Source organism: Cellulomonas sp. Root137 (assembly GCF_001426725.1).
Taxonomy (GTDB): domain Bacteria; phylum Actinomycetota; class Actinomycetes; order Actinomycetales; family Cellulomonadaceae; genus Cellulomonas.
The window spans coordinates 79,027-103,685 of record NZ_LMFG01000003.1 but is presented as its reverse complement, the minus strand read 5'-3'; the positions used below and the strand labels follow the sequence as shown (position 1 = coordinate 103,685).

The following is a 24,659-nucleotide window of genomic DNA, read 5'->3' as shown; positions in this document are numbered from 1 at the left end:
AGGACCTTCCGTGGAGCTGTGGGGGTGCCGTCATCCTCTCACGAGGGTGCGAGCGCTTACCCGTCACGCGGCGCCCCCGCTCGCGTGCGATCCTGCGGGGATGACCTGGCACGAGATCGAACGCGAGCAGCTCGCGCAGGCCCTCCGCGACGTCACCCCCGACGCACCGACGCTCTGTGAGGGCTGGCAGGCGCGCCACCTCGCCGCGCACGTGGTGCTGCGGGAGCGCAACCCCGTCGTCGGTGCGGGGATCGCCGTGCCCGCCCTCGCGGCGCTCGCCGAGAGCAGGATCGCGGCGCTCGCCGACCAGGCGACGACCGAGGGTTCGTACCGCGACCTGGTGGCCCGCGTGGCCGACCGCCCGGCGGCGTGGCACCCGGCCGCCTGGGTCGCCGACACCAGGAACGTCATCGAGTTCTTCGTGCACACCGAGGACGTGCGCCGGGGCGCCGGACCGGTGGCGGCGCGTGAGGTCGACCCCGACCTCGTCGAGGCCCTGTGGAACCAGCTCAAGCGCACAGGAGGGCTGCGCCTGCGCAAGGTCCCGGTGGGCGTCGTCCTCGTCCGCGGCGACGGCGTCCGCCACCACCTGCGCTCCCCGAAGGGAGATCACGGCACCGTCGTGGTCCACGGCGAGGTCGGCGAGGTCGCGCTCTACCTGTTCGGGCGCGGGGCCGCCGCCGACATCGCGATCGACGGTGAGCGCACCGACGTCGCGACGATCGAGAAGGTCCTGCCCTCGCGCTAGCCGGCAGCCTGCTCCGGGTGCCCGGTGGCCAGGATGTCGACCACGAAGGCCACCGTCTGACCGGCCAGCTCCTCGCTGTCGGTGACCCCGAGCGCGTAGGTGGGCGGGACGACCAGCATCACCTGGCTGCCCACCGGTTGGTCCACCAGGCCCTCGGCCCAGGCCTGGACGTCCTGGAGCGAGAACGAGACCGGGAGCCCGTGCGACCACGTGGAGTCGAACGCCTCGCCGGTCGTCCACGCGAAGCCGGTGTACTGCACGGTCACGACGTCGCTGGCGCCCACCTGCTCGCCGGAGCCGCGGACCAGCGGCTGAGCGACGAGGGTCGTCGGCGGCTCGGTCCCGGTCGGGGTGATCGACGGGGCCCCCGTGGCGTCGAGCGTCACCACCGGGAGGTTCGGGACCGGTGGGACGGGCTCACCCTCCGCCCGGGTGGGCAGCACGTCGACGACCGTCACGGTCGGGTAGTCCGACGCGCCCGAGCCGCTGCCCGGGCTCACCTGGAGCAGCCGTGCCCCGACCTGCTGCCCGCGGAGCGTCTCGTACAGGTCCGTGCCGAGGTCCTCCTCCGTCAGGAGCATCGCCGTCGGGTTGGACGAGTAGCTCTCCTTGACCAGGGACGCATCGGTGGCGTCCTCGAGCCAGAAGTCGATGAGCACCGGCGCTCCCTCGACGAGCTCGGCGCCCGTGCCCGGCCAGATCTGCTCCGTGCGCGTCTCGTCGACCTGCAACGGCGTCACGTAGGTGATCGTCGGCGCCTCGCCGGGCTCCCCCGACACCGTCACCGCGGCGGGTTCGGTCTCCGGGGTGGTGCACCCCGCGAGGGTCACCAGCGCGATCGCCAGACCGGCGACCAGGGCTCGGCCCTGCAGTCGTCGCACGTCGTTCCTTCCCGCAGCGGGGACCCGGCGCGGGCGCGTCGGGCTGTATCCAGGCCGCCACACTGTACGGCGCCGTGCTGTAGGGCCGGTGCTACATGGACTCGATGAGCCGGTCCACCCGCTCGTCGACGCTCCGGAACGGGTCCTTGCACAGGACGGTGCGCTGGGCCTGGTCGTTGAGCTTGAGGTGCACCCAGTCGACGGTGTAGTCGCGGCGGGCGTCCTGCGCGGCGCGGACGAAGTCACCCCGGAGCTTGGCCCGGGTGGTCTGCGGCGGCACGGCGGTGGCCTCGAAGATCTCCAGGTCGGTGGTCACCCTCTCGACCATGCCCTTGGCGGCCAGCAGGTTGTAGAGGCCCTCCGTGCGGGAGATGTCGTGGTACGCCAGGTCCAGGCGCTGCACCCGGACGTCCGACAGCTCCAGGTCGTGCTTGGCGCGGTACCGCTCGATGAGCTTGTACTTGATCACCCAGTCCAGCTCGCGGTCCACGAGCGTCAGGTCGCCGGTGCGCATCGCGCGCAGCCCGCGCTCCCACAGGTCGAGCACCTGCTTGTTCTCCGGGCTCGGACCGCCCTCGGAGGCCAGGAAGTCCGTCACCCGCGTGAGGTACTCCTCCTGCAGGTCGATCGCGGTGACCGTCCGCCCGTTCGCCATGGTCACCGGGTGCATGCCGGTGAGGTCGTGGCTGATCTCCCGGATCGCGCGGATCGGGTTCTCGAGGGCCATCTCCCGCATCGGCACGCCGGCCTCGATCATCCGCAGCAGCAGGTCGGTGGTGCCGACCTTGAGCATCGTGGTGGTCTCGGACATCGACGAGTCGCCCACGATCACGTGCAGGCGGCGGTAGTGCTCGGCGTCCGCGTGCGGCTCGTCGCGCGTGTTGATGATCGGCCGGGACCGGGTGGTGGCGCTGGAGACCGCCTCCCAGATGTGGTCCGCGCGCTGCGACAGGCAGTAGACGGCCCCGCGCGGCGTGGTGAGCACCTTGCCCGCACCCGTGAGGATCTGGCGCGTGATGAGGAACGGCACGAGCACGTCCGACAGCCGCGAGAAGTCCCCCTGCCTGCGCACGAGGTAGTTCTCGTGGCAGCCGTAGGAGTTGCCCGCGGAGTCGGTGTTGTTCTTGAACAGGTGGATCGTGCCGGGCAGGCCCTCGTGTTCGAGCCGCTGCTGCGCGTCCGCGACGAGCCCCTCGAGGATGCGCTCGCCGGCACGGTCGTGCGTGACCAGCTGCCGGACGTCGTCGCACTCGGCGGTGGCGTACTCGGGGTGGGAGCCGACGTCGAGGTACAGGCGCGACCCGTTGCGCAGGAAGACGTTGGACGAGCGACCCCAGGCGACGACCTTGCGGAAGAGATAGCGCGCGACCTCGTCGGCCGACAGCCCGCGACCGTCCTGGGCGGCGCACGTCACGCCGTACTCCGTCTCCAGGCCGAAGATCCGCCTGTCCATCGCCGTGCTCCCTCCGTCGCCCGGTGCGGTGTACTCAGTCTGCGTCCAGCAGGTCCTCCAGCAACGCCCCCGCGAGCCGCCGGAACGTGCGCCGGGGTCGCGTCCGGTCCAGCACCGCGACCTCCAGCTGCGCGGCCGGGATCGTGCGCGCCTCGCCGCCCTCCTCGGCCGGGGAGCCGAGCGTGCGCACGGCGAGCGCCAGGACCTCCGGAAGGGTGAGCCCGGCGCGCCACTCCTGCGCGAGCAGGCCGCCGAGGCGCTCGGCCTGGCCGCCCATCACGACGTAGCCGTGCTCGTCGGTCACCGAGCCGTCGTACGCCAGCCGGTAGATCTGGTCACCGGCCGGAGCCCGCCCCACCTCGGCCACGACGATCTCCACCTCGAGCGGCTTGGACTCCGTGGTGAACGAGGTGCCCAGCGTCTGCGCGTAGGCGTTGGCCAGCCCGCGCGCGGTGACGTCCTCCCGGTCGTACGAGTAGCCGCGCAGGTCGGCGTAGCGCACGCCGGCCACCCGCAGGTTCTCGAACTCGTTGTACTTGCCGACGGCCGCGAAGCCGATCCGGTCGTAGATCTCGGAGATCTTGTGCAGCGCGCGCGACGCGTTCTCGGTGGCGAACGCGATCCCGTCGTCGTACTGCAGGACCACGACGGACCGGCCGCGGGCGATGCCCTTGCGCGCGTAGTCCGCCCGGTCCTTCATCAGCTGCTCGGGCGAGACGTAGAACGGCATGCTCATCGCGCACCCCCACGGCCCTCGTGCGTGCGTCGCCGCTCCTGCTCGACCGTCTCCGCGACCGCGGCCAGGTCGGCGTCGCTCACCCGCAGGTACCCGGACTCGGTGACGGTGGCGACGACCGGCCAGATGCCCCGCGTGTGGTCCGGTCCCCCGGTGGCCGAGTCGTCGTCGGCCGCGTCCACGAGCGCCTCGACGGCCACGCGGATCGCACCGGGGGCGTCGAGCCCGGGGCGCCACAGCTTCTTGAGCGAGCCGCGCGCGAACACCGAGCCCGATCCGACGGCGTGGTGGTCGTGCTCCTCGTACCGGCCGCCCGTGACGTCGTAGGAGAAGATCCGGCCGAGGCGACGGTCCAGGTCGAACCCGCCGAACAGCGGCACGACCGCCAGACCCTGCATGGCCATGCCCAGGTTCCCGCGGATCATCGTCGCAAGCCGGTTCGCCTTGCCGTCGAGCGACAGCAGGCTGCCCTCGATCTTCTCGTAGTGCTCGAGCTCCAGCTGGAACAGCCGGACCAGCTCCACGGCGAGCCCTGCGGTGCCGGCGATGCCGACGGCCGAGTACTCGTCGGCCGGGAAGACCTTCTCGATCTCCCGGCTCGCGATCATCGACCCCATGGTCGCGCGGCGGTCACCCGCCATGACGATCCCGCCCTCGAAGGCGAGCGCCAGGATGGTCGTACCGTGCGGCGCGTGCACCTCGCCGGCAGGCCGGTTACCCGGCAGCAGCTGCGGGGCGTGGCCGGACAAGAACTCCACGAACGACGACGAGCCGGGGGTCGTGAACGCGTGCGGCAGCCGCCCGGAAGCGGACGTGTCGTGTGAGCTCATCGGCGGTCACTGACCACCCTTCTGCACGAACCCGCGCACGAACTGCTCGGCGTTGGACTCCAGGACGTCGTCGATCTCGTCGAGCAGGGCGTCGACCTCCGCGTCCCGGGACTGCGCGCTCGGCGCGGCCGGGGCGGGCGTGTCCGGGCCGTCGTCCGGCTCCGCGTCCTCGCGGCGCGGGCGTACGTGTTCCTGACCAGCCATGGTGACCTCCCGGGGTGCCAGACGACGTGCTGACGCCCACCCTAGGCCCATCTTCCGACGCTCCCGGTCCCGACGCCCACGGTGCGGACGAGGAGGCGGGCGAACTTGGGTGGCGCCTGCACGCCGAGCGCTCGGGTGCCCATCGGCTAGTGCTGGATGACCTGGATCACGAGCTGACCGCCGTACATCGTCGCGAGAACCGTGGTCGCCTCGAAGGTCACCTCCACACCGGTCAGATCCGCGACCTGGTCGAAGATCGGCTCGACGTGACCGATCGACTGTCCGACCACCGCCCGCAGAGGGTCGGCAAGGGACGGAGTGGAGGGGTTCCACAGCCCGACCTCGACCGCGAGCTCCGCACGCCGCACTTCGTCCGCGTCTGCGTACGGGTCGAACCACGGCGTGGCCACGACCTCGAGTGTCCAGTCACTTCGCACATCGAACGTCGTGACGTCTCCGTCCGCCCACCCGAACTCGATCGGGCCGAACGTCGACGGGACATCGCCGGCGAACTGATGGTGTGCCCGCCGGACCGACACACACCGACGACCGGGCAACGACGCGATCAGTGCCAGCGCTCCGCTCACCCGGCGATCTCCCCGTCCACGCCGACGTCCGCTACGCGCCGAGCGCGTCGAGCAGGGCCGTCGCGTCGGGGCTCCGGTCCAGCAGCTCGCCCACGTGGGCGTGCGTCCCGCGCAACGGGTCGCGCATCGGGACGCGCTGGAGCGTCGCCGCACCGGGCACGTCGAAGACGACGGAGTCCCAGCTCGCCGCGGAGATCTCGCCGCCGTACCGCGCGACCGCCTCGCCGCGGAAGTACGCCCTGGTGTCCCGCGGCGGGTGCAGCACGGCGTCGGCCACCTGCTCGGGGGTCACCAGCAGCTCGACGGCACCGGCCTGGACGAGCCGGTGGTAGAGGCCGCGCTCGGGCCGGACGTCCGACCACTGCAGGTCCATCGCCGCCAGCCGCGGGTGGTCCCACGCCAGCCGGTCGCGCCGACGCATCCCCTCCAGCAGCCGGAGCTTGGCCAGCCACTCGACCTCCCGGGCGCACGACGCGGGGTCGGTGTCCAGCCGGTCGAGCAGGGACTCCCACCGGGTCAGCACGTCCGCCGTCTGGGCGTCGGGCTCGTCGCCGACGTGCGCCAGCGCCGTGCGGACCGCCGCGAGGTACTCGTGCTGCACCTCCAGGGCGGTCAGCCGGCGCCCGTCGGCGAGCTCGAGGCGCGTGGTGAGGCTCAGGTCGTGGCTGACCACGTGGACGGACTGCACGGGGTCCCGCAGGGTCAGCCGGTCGATCGCCGCCAGCGCGCCCCCGGCTCCGCCCTCGGCGACCGCGCGCTCGATGAGCCACAGGACCAGCGACGTGGTGCCCAGTCGCAGGTAGGTCGCCACCTCGAGCATCGTCGCGTCGCCGATGATCACGTGCAGACGGCGCCACCGGTCCGGGTCCGCGTGGGGCTCGTCGCGCGTGTTGATGATCGGGCGGCGCAGCGTCGTCTCCAGGCCGATCTCGGCCTCCATGTAGTCGGCGCGCTGCGACAGCTGGAACCCCTGCTCCTCACCGCGCTGCCCGAGCCCGACGCGGCCGGCCCCTGTGAACACCTGGCGGGTGACGAAGAATGGGATCAGCCGCGCGGCCAGGTCGTTGAACGGGACCGCCCGGTCGACGAGGTAGTTCTCGTGCATGCCGTAGGTGGCGCCCTTGCCGTCCACGTTGTTCTTGTACAGGGCGACGTCCGGCAGCGCGGCGGTGGACGCCAGGGCCCGCACCGACGCCAGCATGACCCGTTCGCCGGCACGGTCCCAGCGCACGGCGTCGAGCGGGTTGGTGACCTCGGGCGAGGAGTACTCCGGGTGCGCGTGGTCGACGTACAGGCGTGCGCCGTTGGTGAGGATCACGTTCGCCGCGCCGGGGTCCTCGTACTCCTCGGTCGTCGCACGGGGCAGGGCCTGCGGCCCGTCGCCGGACGGAGCCGGCTTCTCGGGGTCGTCCGTCAGCAGGGACGGGTGGGCCGAGGCACGCTGCAGGTGGAACCCGCGGGCGTCGTGCAGCGGGTCCTCGTCGTCGTAGTCCCAGCGGGCCTTGGTGCGGGCACCCTCGCGGGCTGCCGCGTGCACCGCGACGACGTGGCTGGACAGCAGCATGGGGTTGGCCAGCGGGCGTCCGGGCTGGAGGATCCCGTACTCGGTCTCGATCCCCATCACGCGGCGCACGGTCACCCGTCCACCCTAGGACGGTGCGACCGTGCGCCAGGACATCCGTCCGTCAGAGGTACTGCCCCGTGCTCGTGACGTTCTCGATGGTGCGCGAGCCCTCGGCGCCCTTCTTGCCCTGCACGATCGTCCGGATGAAGACGATGCGCTCGCCCTTCTTGCCGGAGATGCGCGCCCAGTCGTCCGGGTTCGTCGTGTTGGGCAGGTCCTCGTTCTCGCGGAACTCGTCGACGCACGCCGTCAGGAGGTGCTCGACGCGGATCCCGCGCTGACCGTTCTGCAGGAAGTCCTTGATCGCCGACTTCTTCGCCCGGTCGACGACGTTCTGGATCATCGCCCCGGAGTTGAAGTCCTTGAAGTACAGGACCTCCTTGTCGCCGCTGGCGTAGGTGACCTCGAGGAACCGGTTCTCGTCGCTCTCGGTGTACATCCGCTCGACGACGCGCGTGATCATCGCCTCGACGGCCGCGGAGGCGGACCCGCCGTGCTCGGCGATGTCGTCGGGGTGGATGGGCAGCGTCGGCACCAGGTACTTGCCGAAGATCTCCCGCGCGCCCTCCGCGTCCGGGCGCTCGATCTTGATCTTCACGTCGAGACGGCCGGGCCGCAGGATGGCCGGGTCGATCATGTCCTCGCGGTTCGAGGCGCCGATGACGATGACGTTCTCGAGCCGCTCCACGCCGTCGATCTCGCTGAGCAGCTGCGGCACGATCGTCGTCTCGACGTCGCTGGACACGCCGGTGCCGCGGGTGCGGAACAGCGACTCCATCTCGTCGAAGAACACCACGACCGGGTGCCCCTGCGACGCCTTCTCGCGAGCCCGGGCGAAGATCAGCCGGATGTGCCGCTCGGTCTCGCCGACGTACTTGTTGAGCAGCTCCGGACCCTTGACGTTGAGGAAGAAGCTCTTGGTGTCCGCGGTGGACTCCCCGCGCGCCGCCGCCGCCGTGGCCGCCAGCGAGTGCGCGACCGCCTTGGCGATGAGCGTCTTGCCGCACCCGGGCGGGCCGTAGAGCAGCACGCCCTTGGGCGGCTTGAGACCGTGCTCCAGGAAGAGCTCGGGGTGCAGGAACGGAAGCTCGACGGCGTCGCGGATGGCCTCGATCTGCGGTCCGAGCCCGCCGATGTCCTCGTAGTCGATGTCCGGCACCTCTTCGAGCACCAGCTCCTCGACCTCGGCGCGCGGGATGACCTCGAACACGAAGCCGCTGCGCGAGTCGATGGTCAGCGCGTCGCCGATGCGCACGTGCGCGTCCCTGACCTGCCCGGCGAAGCGCACGACGCGCTCCTCGTCGCCGCGGCCGACCACCAGGGCGCGGTCGGTGCCCAGCAGCTCCTTGACGGTGACGAGCTCGCCGACCTCCTCGTAGCCACCGGCCTCGACCACGGTCAGCGCCTCGTTCAGCATGACCTCCTGGCCCGGCTGGAGGCGCGAGACGTCGAGGGACGGGCTGGCGCCGACGTGCATCTTGCGGCCGGAGGACACGATGTCCACGGTGCCGTCGGCCCGCGAGCCCAGGAACGTCGCATACGTCCCCGGAGGCTTGGCCAGGTCGTCCACCTGGCGCTTGAGGTCGATGATCTGCTCACGGGCGGCCACGAGCGCGTCGCTGAGCCGCTCGTTCTTGGCCGCGAGCAGCGAGAGCTCGCGGTGCAGGTCCCGCCCAGGGGCTGCCGGATCAGTCATCTCGTCGGCCTCCGTTCCGCATGGTGCGTGGTCGTCACTCCGTCCACCGTGCACTGCGCTGTGCCTGCTGGTCCGACGACCCTAACCACCAGTGTCAACCGCCGGGGCACGACGCGCGCGAACGGTTCAGCTCGTGGCCGAGCACATGGTGGGCCCGAGCCTGCGCCCTGCTGCGGATCAGGCCTCGGGCGCCTGGCCGACGTCGCGGCGCGCGCGGCGCAGCTTCTTGTCGGACACGAGCCGCTCCCCCATCGCCTCCGGCGACCACAGCTCGGAGTCGTCGACGGCGGGCGCGCCGTCGGGCGCCACGGGATAGGCGCCCTTGGCGGGGCGGCGGCGACGCTGCGGCGCCTCGACGCCGTCGGCGAGCCGGCGGGTGGTGAGCAGGAAGCCGGTGTGCCCGATCATCCGGTGCTGCGGACGCACGGCGAGCCCCTCGAGGTGCCAGCCGCGCACCATCGACTCCCATGCCTCCGGCTCGGTGTACCGGCCGTCGCTGCGGACGTCCTCCGCCAGCCGCGAGAGCTGCGTGGTCGTGGCGACGTAGGAGATGAACACGCCGCCGGGTGCGAGCGCCTCGGCGACCGCGTCGAGGTTCTCCCACGGCGCGAGCATGTCGAGCACCACGCGGTCGATGCTGCCGGGCTCGGCCACGGTGGGCAGCACGTCGGACAGGTCGCCGACCGACAGCTGCCACGCCGGGTGGGGGCCGCCGAAGAAGCCCTCGACGTTGCCGCGGGCGATCGCCGCGAAGTCCTCGCGCCGCTCGATGGAGTGCAGCGAGCCGCCGTCGCCCACCGCGCGCAGGAGCGACATGGTCAGCGCGCCGGAGCCGACGCCGGCCTCGATCACGCGGGCGCCCGGGTAGATGTCCGCCATCGCCACGATCTGGCCGGAGTCCTTCGGGTACACCACGGCGGCGCCGCGCGGCATGGACAGCACGTAGTCGGCGAGCAGCGGGCGGACGGCGAGGTACTCGATGCCGGCGGTGTTGCGGACCACCGAGCCCTCGGGCGCACCGAGCAGCAGGTCGTGGCTCAGGTAGCCGCGGTGCGTGTGGAACGAGGCGCCCTCGGCGAGCGTGATCGTGTGCAGCCGCCCGCGCGGGTCGGTCAGCTGGACGCGGTCGCCCGCACGGAGGAGGCCGCGGCGCTGCGCGGCCCCGGTGGACGTCTGGTCGGGGTTCACGGTGCCCGAGTCTAGGAGCGGATGGCGGCGACGACGTCCATCGCGCGGATCAGCCCGACCACCCGGCCGTCCACCAGGGCGACGACCACGGGCGAGTGCTCGGTGGCGCGACCCACGGCGGCCACGAGCTGCTGACCGGTGAGGAGCCCGTCGACGACGGCTCCGCCGGGCAGCGGGACGGCGACCGCGGTCACCGGGGTGGTGCCGGCCGCGTCCGGCGGCACGGACGCGGCCGCAGCACGGTCGACGTACGCCGCGGGCCGTCCGTCGGGCGACAGGATCACGACCTCCTCGGCACCGGCCGACGCGGCGAGCGCCCCGGCGTGCGCGAGGGACTCGGTGTGCCCGACCCCGATCGCCCGGCGGCCCACCGAGCCGACGGTGATCATGCCCACCGCCTTCTGCGTCCGCCCGCCCCGGACCGCGGCCGAGGCCCCCGACCAGAGGAAGGCGCCGATGAGTGCGCCCCAGACGACGTCGTAGATCTCCGGCTGCCGGTTCAGCGCCAGCGGCAGCAGGAGGGCCCAGGCGAACACGAGGACCGCGACGATCCGTCCGACCCAGCCCGCGGCGACCGTCCCGGTGTGCCGGTTCTTGGTCGCTCCCCACACGGCCGCCTCGAGCAGGTACCCGCCGTCGAGCGGCAGCCCGGGGACCAGGTTGAACAGCCCGACGAAGGCGTTGGTCAGGCACCCGGACCAGACGAGCAGACCCACGAGGCTCCGCGCGTCCACGCCCTGCGCGACCGCCAGGAACCCGCCGGCCAGCACCAGGTTGGCGATCGGCCCGACGACCGCGATCAGCGCGCTGCTGCCCGGGGTCGGGGTCGCGCCGCCGAACGCGGTGTGCCCACCCCAGAGGGTGAGCACGAACTCGCGCGGCTGCTGCCCGCGGGCGCGCGCCATGAGCCCGTGCGCCAGCTCGTGCACCAGGACGGAAGCGAACAGCAGGACGACGAAGCCGAGCGCGACGACGTACACGAGCCCGCCGAGGTTCTCGGAACGGGCGCGGACGGTCGGGGCGAAGATGAGCGTCAGGACCACCGCGGCGATGAGCCAGCTCGGGGCCAGGATGATCGGGGCGCCGACGGCACGTCCGATCACCCAGCCGGAGGATCGTCGTGCGGGGGGTCGAGGGGCGCTCACCGCTCAAGAGTAGGTGGGTCGCTGGCCGGTCGTGTCGGCGGTCGCGCCTACGCTCGAGGGGTGACGGTGCAGCATCTCGACCAGGACTCGCCCGACGTCTCCCCCGACCTCGGCGTGACCGTCGACGACGCGGTGGAGACGGTGATCGAGGTCGCCGTCGAGGAAGCCGTCGCGGAGCGCCCGCCGTCGCGTCCGGGCCTGTCCCCCTCGCGCGCCAACGACTTCCTGCAGTGCCCGCAGCTGTTCCGCTTCCGGGTGATCGACCGCCTCCCCGAGCCACCGAGCTCGGCCGCGGCCCGCGGGACACTGGTGCACGCGGTCCTCGAGCACCTCTTCGACCTGCCGGCCACCGAGCGCACACTCGCGGCCGCGCACGGGCTGCTCCCCGACCAGTGGGCGACGCTCCTGGAGCGGTCCCCGCAGATCGGTGAGCTCTTCGCGGAGCCCGCCGACCTGGCCGAGTGGCTGACCAGCGCCGAGGCGCTGCTGGCGACGTACTTCACGCTCGAGGACCCCACGCGCATCGAGCCACGCGAGCGCGAGCTGCTGGTGTCCACCGAGCTGGACGAGGGCGGCCCCCTGCTGCGCGGCATCGTCGACCGGGTGGACGTCGCACCCAACGGGTGGGTCCGCGTGGTCGACTACAAGACCGGCCGGTCCCCGCGCGCGGGGTTCGAGAGCTCGGCGCTGTTCCAGATGCGCTTCTACGCCTACGTCATCTGGCGCACCCGCGGGGTGCTCCCCAAGCGCCTGCAGCTCGAGTACCTGGGCGACGGCGTCATCCTCACGCACGAGCCGACCGAGCCGGAGATGGCCACCATCGAGGCGCGCGTCCGCTCCATCTGGGCGGGCATCGAGGACGCAGCCCGGTCCGGGGACTGGCGGCCGCGCACGTCGAAGCTGTGCGACTGGTGCTCGTTCAAGGCGCTCTGCCCCGCGTTCGGCGGCACCCCGCCAGAGATTCCGGCCGGCGCCGTCGAGCGGTCGATCGGCGTGGTCCCGGCCGCTTGAGCCGCGACCGTCAGCCTGCTCGGCGCAGGTCCAGCACCTCGCCGCGCACCACGCGCCCGATCGCGGAGAGCGTCAGCTCGCCGAGCGAGGCGATGCGGCTCAGCCCCGGCTGCGGGGCGACCGGCTGCAGCACCTCGATCGCCACCGTGCGCGCCCCCGACGCGAGCGCGGAGGTGATGCCGGCGTGCGAGTCCTCGACGGCGATGCACTCGGCGATGTCCACGCCGAGCAGCCGCGCCGCGGTCAGGTACGGCTCGGGGTCCGGCTTCGGCTGGGAGACCTCGTCGCCGCTCACCACGACGTCGAACATCCCGGCCGCGGTCGCGAACGGTTCGGCGAGCATCCGGAAGGACGAGGTGACCAGCGCCATGGGCACGCCGGCGTCGCGCAGGTCGGCCAGCACCTGCTGAGCCCCGGGCTGCCACGGGATCCCGGCGGCCACGGCGGCGGCCACGCGGTCGTTGAGGAAGTCGACGATCGCGTCGGCGGACAGGTCGACGCCACGCTCCTGCAGCCGCGCGGCGGACGCGAGCATCGGGTTGCCGACCAGCGACAGCCCGTCCTGGTGCGTCCAGACACCGCCGTGCGCCTCGACGAGCTCGGTCTCGGCGCCGATCCAGTGGGGCTCGGTGTCGATGAGCGTCCCGTCCATGTCCCACAGGACGGCGGCGGGCAGCGTGAGGTCGGCGAAGGCGCGGGGCATCGCTCCATGGTACGAGCCCTCGCGGTGGTCCCGACGCGCGCGCGGACGCGCCCGTCCGGGGTCGGCGCTCCCGTCGCTCTAGTCTGGACGGATGAGCGAGACCCCCCCGGCCGACCTCCCCGCCCGCGAGACCGTCCTCCTCGCCGCGTTCGAGGGCTGGAACGACGCTGGCTCCGCGGCGACGCAGGCGCTGGAGCACCTGCACGAGGTGTGGGACGCCGAGCAGGTCGACGAGCTGGACCCCGAGGAGTACCACGACTTCCAGGTCAACCGCCCGGTGGTGGGCCCTGGACTGGACGGCCGCCGTGAGATCACCTGGCCGACCACCGCGGTGGCCGTGGCGACCACCCCCGTCAGCGGGCGGCGGGTGGTCCTGGTGCACGGCATCGAGCCCTCCATGCGCTGGCGCCGGTACTGCACGGAGCTGCTCGACATCGCCGCCGGGCTCGGTGTCGACACCGTGGTCACGGTCGGCGCCCTCCTGGCCGACGTCCCGCACACGCGGCCCATCCCGGTGAACGCCACCAGCGAGGACGCCGGCGTCCGCGACGTCTTCGGGCTCGAGCCCAACACGTACGAGGGACCGACGGGCATCGTCGGCGTCCTCCAGCACGAGGCCGCCGCGCGCGGCCTGCGGTCCATGTCCCTGTGGGCTGCCGTCCCCCACTACGTCGCGCACCCGCCGTCCCCGAAGGCCACGCTCGCGATCCTGCACCGCCTCGAGCAGCTGCTCGGCGAGCCGGTCCCCCTGGGCGAGCTGCCGGACGACTCCGCCGCGTGGCAGCACGGTGTGGACGAGCTGGCCGCGGAGGACGCCGAGATCGGCGAGTACGTGCACCAGCTCGAGGAGGCCAAGGACACGGCCGACCTGCCGGAGGCGAGCGGCGAGGCGATCGCGCAGGAGTTCGAGCGCTACCTGCGCCGCCGCGACAAGGGCACCGGCGGCTAGAGCCGGATGCCCAGCAGGGCGTCGAGGGTGCGGCTGATCACGCCGGGAGCTCCCTCGACCGGGTCGGCCGTGCCCGCCAGCGACAGGTGCGACCAGTCGTCGATGAGGGCCAGCGCGGTCGGGGTGTCGAGGTCGTCGGCGAGTGCCGCCCGGACGCCGGCGAGCGTGCTCTCCGCGTCCGGTCCCCCGTTGCCGGACACCGCACGGCGCCAGAACTCGATCCGCTCCTGCGCCGAGCGCAGGGACTCGTCCGTCCAGTCCCAGTCGTCGCGATAGCGGTGCGCCAGGATGGCCGCGCGGACCGCCATGGGGTCCACCCCCTCCTCGCGCAGGCGGGAGACCAGCACGAGGTTGCCGCGCGACTTGCTCATCTTGTGGCCGTCGAGCCCGACCATCCCGGTGTGCAGGTGCACGCGGGCGCCGCGGCCCTCGTCGAGCAGGCGGGCGTGCGAGGTGCTCATCTCGTGGTGCGGGAACTGCAGGTCCGAGCCGCCGCCCTCGACGTCGAACGGCAGCCCGAGGGCGTCCCGCGCGATGACCGCGCACTCGATGTGCCAGCCGGGCCGGCCGCGGCCGAGCGAGCCCCCGTCCCAGGCAGGCTCCCCCGCACGCTCCCGCCGCCACAGCAGCGGGTCGAGGGGTGCGCGCTTGCCGGGCCGGTCGGGGTCGCCGCCGCGCTCGTGCGAGAGGGTGCGCATGGTGTCGTCGTCGAGCCCGGCGACCGCGCCGAAGTCGATGTCGGCCGTGAGGTCCGCGTACACGTCCCCGAGGCCGTCGTCGACCAGCGCGTCCGGGGTGGGGACCCGGTAGGCCGCCCCCGCGGCGAGCAGCACCTCGACGGCCGCGACGACCGCGGGGATGACCTCGACCACGCCGGAGTACACGTCGGGCGGGATCACGGCCAGCGCGGTCATGTCCTCGGCGTACAGGGCGGTCTGCTCGGCCGCCAGGTCCCGCCAGTCGACGCCGGTGGCCGTCGCGCGCTCCAGCAGCGGGTCGTCGACGTCGGTGACGTTGGACGCGTAGCGCACGCGATGGCCGGCGTCACGCCAGGCGCGGCCCAGCACGTCGAACGCCACGTAGGTCGCGGCGTGGCCCAGGTGCGTGGCGTCGTACGGGGTGATGCCGCAGACGTAGAGCGTCGCGTCCTGGCCGGCCGCCGCGACCACCAGCCGGTCGGTCGAGGAGTCGCGCACCTGCACGGGGAGACCTCGTCCGGGGAGCTGCGGGATGTACGGGGTGGGCCAGGTGAGCACGGCGGAAGCCTAACCGCGTCCCAAGGTCCACAATGCCCAGGTGACGCACGAGACCTCGATCGACGACCCCCGTGAGCGCGTCTGCGTGAAGACGTCGGACGGCTGGACCCTGCGCGCGCCGGGCGAGCCGTCGAGGGGACCCCGCTGGGTGATCGTCGAGTCGATGGCCGACCTGCCCGAGGCGGCCCGTCGGCACGGCATCGGTGAGCACGCCATCGCCCTGCTGCTGCACAAGGGACCGGGCGCGCACCCGTCGGCCGCGGACCACCCGTTGCGCGCGCGGCTCGACCGGTCCCCCGACGGCGAGTTCGTCCTCACCGCGCCGACCCTCTCCTTCGTGGAGGCGACGAACGACGTCAACACCGGAGCGCTGACCTGCGTCGTCGGCAAGGACGTCGTGGTCATGTGCGAGCTGGGCGACGCCGACGTGATCGGGCACGCGATCGACAAGCTCACCGGCGGCTACCCGGTGCCGGACGAGGGCGTCCACCAGGTGCTCGCCGCGGTCGTGCTCTCGCTGGTCGCGGAGGCGTCCGACGTCGAGATCGCGCTCGGCGACGCGGTGGCGGACGTCGAGCGGCTGGTGTTCTCGTCGACCCGGCACCACAACCCGCTCGAGAAGATCTACGACCTCAAGCGCGAGATCGCCGAGGCCCGTCGCGCGCTCGGCCCGGTGACGTCCGTGCTCCCCGAGCTCATCGCCGAGGCCGAGGAGTCGCGCGAGCGGCGGCACTCGCAGCCGTGGCTCGGCCGGGCCGTGGCGTGGGTCGACCGCCTGGACAAGCACCTCGACGGCTACGACGACCTGCTGGGCGACATGCTCTCGGTGCACCTGTCGCAGGTGTCGGTGCGCCAGAACGAGGACGTCCGGAAGATCTCGTCCTGGGCGGCCATCGCCGCGGCGCCGACCCTCGTGGCCAGCATCTACGGCATGAACTTCCACCACATGCCGGAGCTGTCCTGGACCTTCGGGTACCCGTTGGCCATCGCTCTGATGGGCGGAGTCTGCTTCACGCTGTACCGGCTGTTCCGCCGGTCCGGCTGGCTCTGAGGCGCTACGTCGTCACGGGTGCGCTATTGGCGTCGAGCACGCCGGTGAGCAGCAGGATCACGACCAGCGCGGCGAGCCCGAGCCGGTAGTACACGAACGGCTTGTAGCTGAACGTGGAGACGATCTTCAGGAACACGATGATGACCAGGTACCCGACGACGAACGCGACGAGCGTCGCGACGAGGGTCGCTCCGAAGCCGGGCGTGCCGCCCTTGCCGAAGTCGTCGACGCTCTTGGCCAGCTGGAACAGCCCGGAGCCGAACACCGCGGGGATGGCCAGCAGGAACGAGTACCGCGCGGCGGCCTCCCGGGTGTAGCCCATGAGCAGCCCGCCGGTGATCGTGCCGCCGGAACGGGACACCCCGGGGATGAGCGCGAGCGCCTGCCAGAAGCCGAACTGGAGCGCGTGCCGCCCCGTCAGCTGGCTGAGCTCACGCTGCTTGGCCCCGCGCCCGTCGGCCCAGCCGAGCACGAGGGCGAAGCCCGCGAGGGTCAGGGCGATGAGCCACAGGTTGCGGAACGTCTGCTCGATCGCGTCCTGGAACAGCAGCCCCAGGATGACGATCGGCAGGGACCCGAGGGCGATGAACCAGGCCATCAGGGCGTCGTGGTCGCTGGCCTGACCCGCCGGCATCCCCGCGCGCGACCGCCAGTCGGTGCCGTACGCACCGCGCAGCGCCCGCCACCATGCCGTCGCGATGCGCACGATGTCGTGCCGGAAGTACAGGAGCACGGCGGTCTCGGTGCCGAGCTGGGTGATCGCCGTGAACGCCGCGCCGGGGTCCGACCCCAGGAGGTCACCGATGATGCGCAGGTGCGCGCTCGACGAGATCGGGAGGAACTCGGTCAACCCCTGCACGAGCCCCAGAAGGATCGCTTCACCCAGTCCCATGGCCTCTGTCACGACCGGAACGATAGCCGGGGTGCGTTGCCGCAGATGACACACGCGCGCCGATTAGTGTTGCGCCTCATGGAACAGCGCCACCTGGGCCGCACCGGTCTGCGGGTCTCCCGGCTCGGGCTCGGCACGATGACCTGGAGCCGCGACACCGACGCGCACGACGCCACCGAGCAGCTGCGGGACTTCACCGACGCCGGCGGCACGCTGATCGACACGTCGGCCTCCTACGCCGACGGTGGCGCCGAGGAGCTGCTCGGTGAGCTCCTCGACGACGTCGTGCCTCGCGACGAGGTCGTGCTCTGCACGAAGGCCGGCATCCGGCGGACCAGCAACGGCGGGGTCGTGGACGCGTCGCGCGGGGGGCTGCTCGCCTCGCTCGACGGATCCCTGCGGCGCCTGCGGACCGACCACGTGGACCTGTGGCTGGTGCAGACCCCGGACCCGCGCACGCCGCTCGACGAGACGGTGTCCGCGCTGCGGCTGGCCGTCACGAGCGGGCGCGCCCGCTACGTCGGGCTCTCCAACCACGCCGGCTGGCAGGTGGCCCGGGCGGCCAGCCTGCTGGAGGGCGAGGTCGGTCTCACCGCGGTCGAGGCCGAGTACTCGCTGCTCCAGCGCGGGATCGAGCGCGAGGTGGTCCCCGCCGCGGTCGCGCTCGGCGTGGGCGTGCTCGCGTGGTCCCCCCTCGGGCGCGGCGTGCTGACGGGCAAGTACCGGCGCACCATCCCCGCGGACTCGCGCGCGGCGTCCCCGCACCTGGCCGGCTTCGTCGAGCCCTACCTCGCGCGGGCGTCGGCGACGATCGTCGAGGCCGTGGCCACGGCCGCCGAGGGACTCGAGCGCACGCCGCTGGAGGTCGCGCTCGCCTGGGTGCAGGCGCGCGGGGTGGCCTCGGCGATCGTGGGCGCCAGGACGGCGACCCAGCTGCGGGGATCGCTCGCGGCGCAGGACCTCGTGCTTCCCGACGAGCTCCGGCGGGCGCTCGACGAGATCAGCGCACCGACGCTCGGGTACCCCGAGCGGTTCTAGCGGGAGGTCTCGTCGGCCAGGTCGTCGACGTCCGCGTCGTCGTAGTCCTCGTCGTCCTCGTCCTCGTCGTCGTCGTCCTCGTCGTCGCCGTCGTCCTCCTCGGCGAGGTAGAACGGCGTGGCCTCGCCGTGGACGGTGCCGAGGGCGTCGTCGTACACCTCGAACGCGTCGGCCAGGATGTCGTAGGCGTCGTCGACCGCGGGGTCGTCCTCGCCGTGCGGTGCGGCGACGGCGGTGTAGTGGGCCTCGAGGGCTGCGATCAGGCGGTCCAGCGCGGCACGCGGGTCGACGGTCATGCGATGACCGTAGCCTTACGCGAGGCACAATGGCAGCGCGTAAGGTTCTTCGGCACCAGCATCGGGACGTAGGCGCAGAGCGCGCGGGACGGGGTGGTCGATGGCTTCGAGTCAGACAGGGACGAAGCGGCCCGACTGGGTCGCGCAAGGCGGTCAGTACGAGTACCGCGTGCTCCGGATCCCGGCGACGACCTCCCGGAACGACGCGCGTCGGATGCTGACCGAGCACGCGGAGCTCGGGCGCTGGGAGCTGTCACGGACCCTGCTGTTCGCCGGCGGCGAGCGGAAGGTGTGGCTGCGGCGCAAGGTCATCCGCGTGCGCAGCACCCTGGCGGAGACCTCGGACTAGAGCGCGTCGAGGGGCACGTCCTGCCGGGCCAGCCGGTCCGGCGCGATCTCGCGCCCCACGAGCGCCCGGAGCTGCTCGTTGACGTCCCAGACATTGACGTTCATCGCGGCACGGACGCGCCCGTCCCGCAGCCAGAACGCGATGAGCTCCCGCGTCTCCCGGTCCCCGCGGACCACGACGGTGTCGTCCGCGTCGGCGTGCCCGACGTACTCCATGCCGAGGTCGTACTGGTCGGTGTAGAAGTACGGCTGCCAGTCGTAGGCGGCGTCTGCGCCCAGGATCGACCGCGCCGCGAGGGCGCCCTGGCGGATCGCGTTGTCCCAGTGCTCGACCCGCAGGCGGTGCCCGAGCGCCGTGCAGTACGCGTTCGCCACGTCGCCCGCCGCGAGGACGGCGGGGTCGGCGGTCCGCAGGTGCTGGTCGACCACGATCCCCCCGGCGGCGTGGGCCTCCAGCCCTGACCGCACGGCCAGCTCCACGTTCGGCGCGGCACCCACACCGACCAGGACGACGTCCGCGGGGATCAGCTCGCCGCCCGCCCGGACGCCGGTGACCCGACCCGCGGAGCCCTCGAACCCCTCCACCCCGACACCCGTGCGCACGTCCACCCCGTGGTCCCGGTGCAGGGTGGCGAAGAACGCACCGAGCTCGGGGCCGAGCACCCGCAGCAACGGCTGCGCGGCGTACTCGAGGACGGTCACGTCGAGGCCGGCAATCCGAGCAGCTGCCGCGACCTCCAGCCCGATCCACCCACCGCCGACGACCACCAGGCGCGACCGCGCGGCCAGCTCGTCGCGCAGGAGGTCGCTGTCGCCCAGCCGGCGCAGCGTGTGCACCCCGTCGAGCTCGGATCCCGGGACGTCCAGCGTGCGGGGGCTCGAGCCCGTGGCCAGCACGAGGTGCTCGTACTCGAGCGCGGAGCCGTCCGACAGACCCACCGTGCGCGCTGCCCGGTCGATCCCGGTCGCGGCCGTGCCGAACCGGGTGGTCACGTCGTGGTCGGCGTACCAGCCCGGCTCGTGCACGAACACGTCGTCGCGCGGGCTCGCCCCCTGGAGGTAGCCCTTGGACAGCGGTGGGCGCTCGTACGGTCGGTCGAGCTCCTCACCGACGAGGGCCACCGGGGCGTCGTACCCGTCCGCGCGCAGCGTCGCGACGACGTGCGCTGCGGCGAGCCCGGCTCCGACGACGACGGTTCCTGCCATGGCGACCTCCTAGGGACGGACCGCGGCCAGGAACTCCGCGCGGGTGGCCGGCGAGTCCCGCAGGACGCCGGAGAGCGCCGACGTCGTCGTCACCGCCCCGCCCGCGCGGACTCCCCGCATGGTCATGCACAGGTGCTCGGCCTCGATGACGACGCCCACCCCCTGGGGCGCCAGCTGCGCGTCGATCCAGTCCGCCACCTGGCGGGTGAGGCGCTCCTGCACCTGGGGGCGACGCGCGAACATCTCGACCACGCGAGCGAACTTGGAGAGCCCGAGGATCCGACCCGCCGGCAGGTAGCCGACGTGGGCGACGCCGACGAAGGGCAGCAGGTGGTGCTCGCACAACGACTGGACCGGGATCGAGCGGACGACCACGAGCTCGTCGTACTGCTCGTCGTTGGGAAACGTCGTCATCTGGACCGGCCGGGCCGTGAGCATTGCGGCGTACGCCTCGGCCATGCGGCGAGGACTCTGCTCCGTCCCGGGGCTGTCGCAGGGCACTCCGAGCGCCTCGAGGAACACCCGCGCTGCCTCGGTCGCGACATCGGTGCGGGTCGGGGCGAGGGTCACCGCGGGCCTCATCTCTATCGGACGCTTCTCTGTACGTTAGAAACGTCCGCCAGTAGTGTCAAGGTCATGGGAGGCACGGAGAGCGGGACCTTCGCCGCCGACGCCGAGACCGTCGGCGCGCTCGCCGACCCCGTGCGGCTCGCCCTCTACCGGTTCGTCTGCGCCCAGTCGGAGCCGGTCAGCCGTGACCACGCGGCGGAGGGGGTCGGGATCCCGCGGCACCAGGCCCGGTTCCACCTCGACCGGCTCGCCGCCGACGGCCTGCTGCAGACCAGCCACGCCCGGCTCACCGGTCGGTCAGGTCCCGGCGCGGGTCGGCCGGCCACGCTCTACCGGCGTGCCGTCCGCGACATCGCGATCTCGCTGCCGGGGCGCGAGTACGAGCTCGCGGCGCGGCTCCTGGGCGACGCGGTCGCGGAGTCAGCGCGCTCGGGGACGCCGGTGGTCGACGCGGTGAACGGGGCCTTCGCGGCGTACGGCGAGGCGGCCGGCCGCGCGGCCACCCCCACGGAGTCGGACGGCGACGCGCTCGGCACCACGGTCCGGGTGCTGGCCGAGCACGGCTACGAGCCGCACCGGAGCGAAGGGCACGTCGACCTGCACAACTGCCCGTTCCACGCGCTCGCGCAGGTGCACACCGAGCTCGTCTGCGGGGCGAACCGCTGCCTCGTCGCGGCGCTCGCCGACGGGATCGCACCCGACCGGCTCGACGTCCGGCTGGAGCCGCGGCCCGACCGCTGCTGCGTCGTCCTCGACGCGCGCGACTAGCAGGTCCGCAGGAGCCGGTCGAGCACGCGGGTGCCGAAGTGGAGAGCGTCGGTGGGCACGCGCTCGTCGACGCCGTGGAACATCCCGGCGAAGTCGAGGTCGGCGGGCAGGCGCAGGGGCGCGAACCCGTAGCCCCTGATGCCCAGCCGCGAGAGCGACTTGTTGTCGGTTCCGCCCGACAGCGTGTACGGGAGCACGGTCGCGTCGGGGTCCTCGGCCAGCAGCGACTCGACCATGCGGTCCACCAGGTCGCCGCTGAACGGCACCTCGAGGGCGGTGTCGTGGTGGATGCGCTCGATCCGCACGTGCTCGCCGGCCAGCTCCGCGACGGTGCGGGCGAACTCGTCCTCAAGCCCCGGCAGGTAGCGGCCGTCCACGGTCGCCTCCGCGGAGCCCGGGATCACGTTCGCCTTGTAGCCCGCGGTCAGCTGGGTGGGGTTGGTGGTGTGGCGCAGGGTGGCACCGACGAACTTCGAGGCGGGACCGAGTGCGGCGACGAGCCGGTCGACGGCCGCAGGGTCCTCCGGGTCGAACGGCAGACCGGTGAGCCGGGCGACGCCGTCGAGGAGTGCCCGGACCGTCGGCGTGAGCTGCAGGGGCCACGGGTGGCGACCGAGCCGCGCGACGGCCTCGGCCAGGTGCGTGACCGCGTTGTCGGTGTTGACCTGGCTGCCGTGGCCCGCCCGGCCGTCGGCCACGAGCCGCAGCCAGGACAGCCCCTTCTCGGCCGTCTGGAGCAGGTACGCGCGATGGCCGTCGACGTCGACGGAGAAGCCGCCGACCTCGCTGATCGCCTCCGTGGCGCCCTCGAACAGCTCCGGCCTGTGGTCGACCGCCCAGCGCGCGCCGAGGCTGCCCCCGGCCTCCTCGTCCGCGAACATCGCGACGACGACGTCCCGCGCCGGCCTGCGACCCTCCCGGGCCATCTGCCGCACGACGGACAGGATCATCGCGTCCATGTCCTTCATGTCCACGGCGCCGCGGCCCCAGACCAGGCCGTCGGTCTCCTCGGCGCCGAACGGGTCCACCGTCCAGTCCTCGGCCCGCGCCGGCACCACGTCGAGGTGACCGTGCAGGACGAGCGCCGGCCGGGTCCGGTCCGAGCCCTCCAGGCGGACCACCACGTTGGCACGACCCGGGGTGCTCTCGAACAGCTCCGGGTCGAGGCCGACCTCGGTGAGCAGGCCCATGACGTGCTCGGCGGCGGCGCGCTCCCCCGGACCCGAGTCGTCGCCGTAGTTCGACGTGTCGATGCGGATGAGGTCGCGGCAGATCTGCACGACCTCGTCCTGCGCGGTCACGGTGGCGGGCGTGCCGGAGGCCGGGTGGGTGACGGGCATGCCGTCCACCGTACCGGCCTCCGGACGGGGTCTCCGCTCGCGTGCAGATCAGTGCGCGGAGGCCCCGAGCAGCCCGCGGCGAGCAAGCAACGGGTCGATCAGCGGGTCGCGGCCGCGCAGGTCGCGGAACAGCTGCATGGGATCGAGCGAGCCGCCGCGCGAGAGCAGCCGTGCCCGGAACGTGTCACCGTTGGCCCGGTCGAGGCCGCCGTTCTCCCGGAACCACTCGACCGTGTCCGCGTCGAGCACCTCGGACCAGATGTACGAGTAGTAGCCGGCCGAGTAGCCGCCGCCGAACACGTGGTTGAAGTACGTGGTGCGGTACCGCGGCGGCACGGGGGCGTAGTCCACGCCGGCGCGGTGCAGGGCGGCCGCCTCGAACGCCTCCACGGCGTCGACGTCCGCCGGCACCTCGTCGGGGGTCAGCCGGTACCAGGCCTGGTCCAGCAGGGCGGCGGCGAGGTACTCCGTCGTCGCGAACCCCTCACCGTCCTGCCGTGCCGCCAGCAGCGTGTCCACCCACTCCGCCGGCATCGGCTCACCGGTCTCGTGGTGCAGCGCGAACGCCCGCACGATCGACGGCTCCCACGCCCACATCTCGTTGACCTGGGACGGGTACTCGACGAAGTCGCGCGGCACCTCGGTGCCCGACTGCGACGGCCAGCGCACCGCGGAGAACAGGCCGTGCAGCGCGTGCCCGAACTCATGGAACATCGTGATCAGCTCGTCCCACGTGAGCAGCGTGGGCTCGCCCGGAGGCGGCTTCGGGATGTTCAGGTTGTTCACCACCACCGGCTGCTCGTCCAGCAGCGTCGACTGGTCCACGAGGTTGTTCATCCAGGCGCCGCCGCGCTTCGACTCGCGCGTCCAGTAGTCGCCGAGGAACAGGCCGAGCCCGCTGCCGTCCGCGTCGAACACCTCGAAGACGCGGACGTCCGGGTGGTAGCCGACCAGGTCGTGGCGCTCGGCGAACGTCAGGCCGTACAGCTCGGTGGCCGCGCGGAACACCCCGTCGGCCAGCACGCGCTCGAGCTCCAGGTACGGGCGCAGGATCGAGTCGTCGAGCGAGCGCCGCTCCTTCTTGACCTGCTCGGCGTAGAACTGCCAGTCCCACGGCTGGAGCTCCGCGCCGGGGTGGTCGCGGTCGAGCGCCTCGGCGAGGTCGGCCCCCTCGGCGCGCGCGTTGGCGACGGCCACCGGCGCCAGCCGCTCGAGGATGTCGGCGACGGCCTCGGCGGTCTTCGCGGTCGCGTCCGCGGCGATGTACTCCGCGTGGTGCGCGTACCCCAGCAGCTGCGCGCGCTCGGCCCGCTTGCGCGCCAGGCCGAGCAGCGACGGACGCGTGTCGTGCGGGCCGGAGGCGCCGCGACCGGCCGAGGCGCGGAACACCCGCTCCCGCAGGGAGCGGTCGCGCAGCACCGCGAGGGGCGCCTGCTGCGTGGGCAGGGCCAGCTCGAGGAACCAGCCGTCCTCGTGGCCCCGGTCGCGTGCCGCCTTCGCGGCGGCGGCGCGGGCGTCGTCCGCCATCCCGTCCAGCTCGTCCTCGTCCGTGACCAGCACCCCGGCCGCGTTCGTCGCCGCCAGGACGTCGCGCCCGAACGCGGTCTCCAGGCTCATGATCTCGGCGTTGAGCGTGCGCAGGCGGTCCTGGGACGCCTCGTCGAGACCCACCCCCGCGCGCACGAACTGCGTGTGGGTCCGGTGCAGGAGCCAGGCGGTGTCAGGCTCGAGCTCGAGGGCGCCGGAGTCGACGCCGGCCTGGAGCGCCGAGATCCTCGCGAACAGCCTGGCGTCCAGGTAGATCGCGTCGTGGTGGGCCGCGAACAAAGGCGCGATCTCCTCCTCGACCGCCTCGATCCCGGGGGTCGAGTCCGCGCTCGACTGGTTGTAGAAGCTGTTGACCGCGCGGTGCAGCAGGCGGCCCGACCTCTCCAGTGCCTCGAGCGTGTTCTCGACGGTGGGCGGGGCGGGGTCGGTGGCGATCGCGTCGATCTCTGCGCGGTGCTGCGCCATGCCGGCGAGCAGGGCCGGGCGGTAGTGCTCCTCGCGGATCTGCGCGTGGTCGGGAAGGCCGTACGGAAGGGTGGACGGTGCACCGAAGGGGTTGTCGGCGGCGAGGTCGGTCGGCTGCATGGCGGC

The 24,659-nt window shown here is 72.8% G+C and carries 25 protein-coding genes; 7 read left to right on the top strand and 18 right to left on the bottom strand.

What is annotated here, in order from left to right; all coding sequences use genetic code 11:
- Nucleotides 1–100 precede the first annotated feature (100 nt).
- Complete coding sequence (locus tag ASD18_RS15535) at nt 101–748, top strand: TIGR03085 family metal-binding protein (RefSeq protein ID WP_056094068.1); 648 nt, start codon at nt 101–103, stop codon at nt 746–748.
- Here ASD18_RS15535 and ASD18_RS15530 read toward each other — a convergent pair.
- The 10 genes from ASD18_RS15530 to ASD18_RS21085 form a co-directional block, all read right to left on the bottom strand.
- Nucleotides 745–1,629, bottom strand: coding sequence for an FKBP-type peptidyl-prolyl cis-trans isomerase (locus ASD18_RS15530; protein ID WP_056094066.1), 885 nt, complete (start codon nt 1,627–1,629; stop codon nt 745–747). The two genes, ASD18_RS15535 and ASD18_RS15530, sit on opposite strands and share 4 nt — an antisense overlap.
- Before the next feature lie 91 nt (nt 1,630–1,720).
- Complete coding sequence (gene pafA, locus ASD18_RS15525) at nt 1,721–3,082, bottom strand: Pup--protein ligase (RefSeq protein WP_056094063.1); 1,362 nt, start codon at nt 3,080–3,082, stop codon at nt 1,721–1,723.
- Nucleotides 3,083–3,116: 34 nt separating this feature from the next.
- Nucleotides 3,117–3,818: a proteasome subunit alpha gene (prcA, locus tag ASD18_RS15520; RefSeq protein WP_056094060.1), complete on the bottom strand. Its 702-nt coding sequence runs from the start codon at nt 3,816–3,818 to the stop codon at nt 3,117–3,119.
- Complete coding sequence (prcB, locus tag ASD18_RS15515; protein WP_056094056.1) at nt 3,815–4,648, bottom strand: proteasome subunit beta; 834 nt, start codon at nt 4,646–4,648, stop codon at nt 3,815–3,817. Before prcB ends, prcA begins: the two co-directional genes overlap by 4 nt.
- A gap of 6 nt (nt 4,649–4,654) precedes the next feature.
- Nucleotides 4,655–4,852: a ubiquitin-like protein Pup gene (locus ASD18_RS15510; RefSeq protein ID WP_056094052.1), complete on the bottom strand. Its 198-nt coding sequence runs from the start codon at nt 4,850–4,852 to the stop codon at nt 4,655–4,657.
- A gap of 146 nt (nt 4,853–4,998) precedes the next feature.
- Nucleotides 4,999–5,262, bottom strand: coding sequence for a hypothetical protein (locus ASD18_RS15505; protein ID WP_156388036.1), 264 nt, complete (start codon nt 5,260–5,262; stop codon nt 4,999–5,001).
- A 208-nt stretch (nt 5,263–5,470) separates the two neighbouring features.
- Entirely contained in the window at nt 5,471–7,078 is a 1,608-nt protein-coding gene (gene dop, locus ASD18_RS15500) for a depupylase/deamidase Dop (protein WP_056094045.1), read from the bottom strand.
- Nucleotides 7,079–7,124: 46 nt separating this feature from the next.
- The gene (arc, locus tag ASD18_RS15495; RefSeq protein WP_056094042.1) at nt 7,125–8,759 is read right to left on the bottom strand and encodes a proteasome ATPase; all 1,635 of its coding nucleotides are present in this window, start codon (nt 8,757–8,759) and stop codon (nt 7,125–7,127) included.
- Between the two features lie 177 nt (nt 8,760–8,936).
- Nucleotides 8,937–9,947: a tRNA (adenine-N1)-methyltransferase gene (locus ASD18_RS15490; RefSeq protein ID WP_056094039.1), complete on the bottom strand. Its 1,011-nt coding sequence runs from the start codon at nt 9,945–9,947 to the stop codon at nt 8,937–8,939.
- 11 nt (nt 9,948–9,958) lie between these two features.
- Nucleotides 9,959–11,050, bottom strand: a complete 1,092-nt coding sequence (locus ASD18_RS21085) for a site-2 protease family protein (protein ID WP_235522425.1) — start codon at nt 11,048–11,050, stop codon at nt 9,959–9,961.
- A 183-nt stretch (nt 11,051–11,233) separates the two neighbouring features.
- Here ASD18_RS21085 and ASD18_RS15480 point away from each other — a divergent pair, with 183 nt between their 5' ends.
- Nucleotides 11,234–12,103, top strand: a complete 870-nt coding sequence (locus ASD18_RS15480) for a PD-(D/E)XK nuclease family protein (RefSeq protein WP_235522447.1) — start codon at nt 11,234–11,236, stop codon at nt 12,101–12,103.
- Nucleotides 12,104–12,113: 10 nt separating this feature from the next.
- Here the strand turns inward: ASD18_RS15480 and ASD18_RS15475 are convergent, their stop codons facing one another.
- Nucleotides 12,114–12,806 (bottom strand): HAD family phosphatase, encoded by a 693-nt coding sequence (locus ASD18_RS15475; protein ID WP_056094034.1) that lies wholly within the window; start codon nt 12,804–12,806, stop codon nt 12,114–12,116.
- A gap of 91 nt (nt 12,807–12,897) precedes the next feature.
- On the opposite strand from ASD18_RS15475, the gene ASD18_RS15470 reads away from it, so the two are divergent.
- The gene (locus tag ASD18_RS15470; protein WP_056094031.1) at nt 12,898–13,755 is read left to right on the top strand and encodes a PAC2 family protein; all 858 of its coding nucleotides are present in this window, start codon (nt 12,898–12,900) and stop codon (nt 13,753–13,755) included.
- On the opposite strand, the gene mshC is transcribed toward ASD18_RS15470, so the two are convergent.
- Nucleotides 13,752–15,011 carry a cysteine--1-D-myo-inosityl 2-amino-2-deoxy-alpha-D-glucopyranoside ligase gene (gene mshC, locus ASD18_RS15465; protein WP_056094028.1) on the bottom strand — a complete coding sequence of 420 codons (1,260 nt, stop codon included), beginning with the start codon at nt 15,009–15,011 and terminating at the stop codon, nt 13,752–13,754. The two genes, ASD18_RS15470 and mshC, sit on opposite strands and share 4 nt — an antisense overlap.
- 40 nt (nt 15,012–15,051) lie before the next feature.
- Between mshC and ASD18_RS15460 the strand changes: the two genes are divergently transcribed.
- A complete protein-coding gene (locus ASD18_RS15460) occupies nt 15,052–16,062 on the top strand; it encodes a CorA family divalent cation transporter (RefSeq protein WP_056094025.1) in 1,011 nt (336 codons plus the stop codon).
- Nucleotides 16,063–16,066: 4 nt separating this feature from the next.
- Here ASD18_RS15460 and ASD18_RS15455 read toward each other — a convergent pair whose 3' ends face one another.
- On the bottom strand, nt 16,067–16,954 hold the full coding sequence (locus ASD18_RS15455) for an undecaprenyl-diphosphate phosphatase (protein ID WP_056094022.1): 888 nt from the start codon (nt 16,952–16,954) through the stop codon (nt 16,067–16,069).
- A gap of 78 nt (nt 16,955–17,032) precedes the next feature.
- Here ASD18_RS15455 and ASD18_RS15450 point away from each other — a divergent pair, with 78 nt between their 5' ends.
- Nucleotides 17,033–17,992, top strand: a complete 960-nt coding sequence (locus ASD18_RS15450; RefSeq protein ID WP_056094019.1) for an aldo/keto reductase — start codon at nt 17,033–17,035, stop codon at nt 17,990–17,992.
- Here ASD18_RS15450 and ASD18_RS15445 read toward each other — a convergent pair.
- The gene (locus ASD18_RS15445; protein WP_056094015.1) at nt 17,989–18,288 is read right to left on the bottom strand and encodes a hypothetical protein; all 300 of its coding nucleotides are present in this window, start codon (nt 18,286–18,288) and stop codon (nt 17,989–17,991) included. The genes ASD18_RS15450 and ASD18_RS15445 overlap by 4 nt on opposite strands.
- 100 nt (nt 18,289–18,388) lie before the next feature.
- Between ASD18_RS15445 and ASD18_RS15440 the strand changes: the two genes are divergently transcribed.
- Nucleotides 18,389–18,637, top strand: a complete 249-nt coding sequence (locus ASD18_RS15440; protein ID WP_056094012.1) for a DUF5703 family protein — start codon at nt 18,389–18,391, stop codon at nt 18,635–18,637.
- On the opposite strand, the gene ASD18_RS15435 is transcribed toward ASD18_RS15440, so the two are convergent.
- Nucleotides 18,634–19,842 carry an NAD(P)/FAD-dependent oxidoreductase gene (locus ASD18_RS15435; protein ID WP_056094009.1) on the bottom strand — a complete coding sequence of 403 codons (1,209 nt, stop codon included), beginning with the start codon at nt 19,840–19,842 and terminating at the stop codon, nt 18,634–18,636. The two genes, ASD18_RS15440 and ASD18_RS15435, sit on opposite strands and share 4 nt — an antisense overlap.
- Nucleotides 19,843–19,851: 9 nt before the next feature.
- Nucleotides 19,852–20,424, bottom strand: coding sequence for a GTP cyclohydrolase I FolE (gene folE, locus ASD18_RS15430; protein WP_056094005.1), 573 nt, complete (start codon nt 20,422–20,424; stop codon nt 19,852–19,854).
- A 54-nt stretch (nt 20,425–20,478) separates the two neighbouring features.
- Here folE and ASD18_RS15425 point away from each other — a divergent pair, with 54 nt between their 5' ends.
- Entirely contained in the window at nt 20,479–21,180 is a 702-nt protein-coding gene (locus ASD18_RS15425; RefSeq protein ID WP_056094002.1) for a metalloregulator ArsR/SmtB family transcription factor, read from the top strand.
- Here ASD18_RS15425 and ASD18_RS15420 read toward each other — a convergent pair.
- Both ASD18_RS15420 and ASD18_RS15415 read right to left on the bottom strand, forming a co-directional pair.
- Nucleotides 21,177–22,520 (bottom strand): M20/M25/M40 family metallo-hydrolase, encoded by a 1,344-nt coding sequence (locus tag ASD18_RS15420; RefSeq protein WP_056093998.1) that lies wholly within the window; start codon nt 22,518–22,520, stop codon nt 21,177–21,179. The genes ASD18_RS15425 and ASD18_RS15420 overlap by 4 nt on opposite strands.
- Nucleotides 22,521–22,568: 48 nt before the next feature.
- Nucleotides 22,569–24,653 carry a M3 family metallopeptidase gene (locus ASD18_RS15415; protein ID WP_056093996.1) on the bottom strand — a complete coding sequence of 695 codons (2,085 nt, stop codon included), beginning with the start codon at nt 24,651–24,653 and terminating at the stop codon, nt 22,569–22,571.
- Nucleotides 24,654–24,659: the final 6 nt, after the last annotated feature.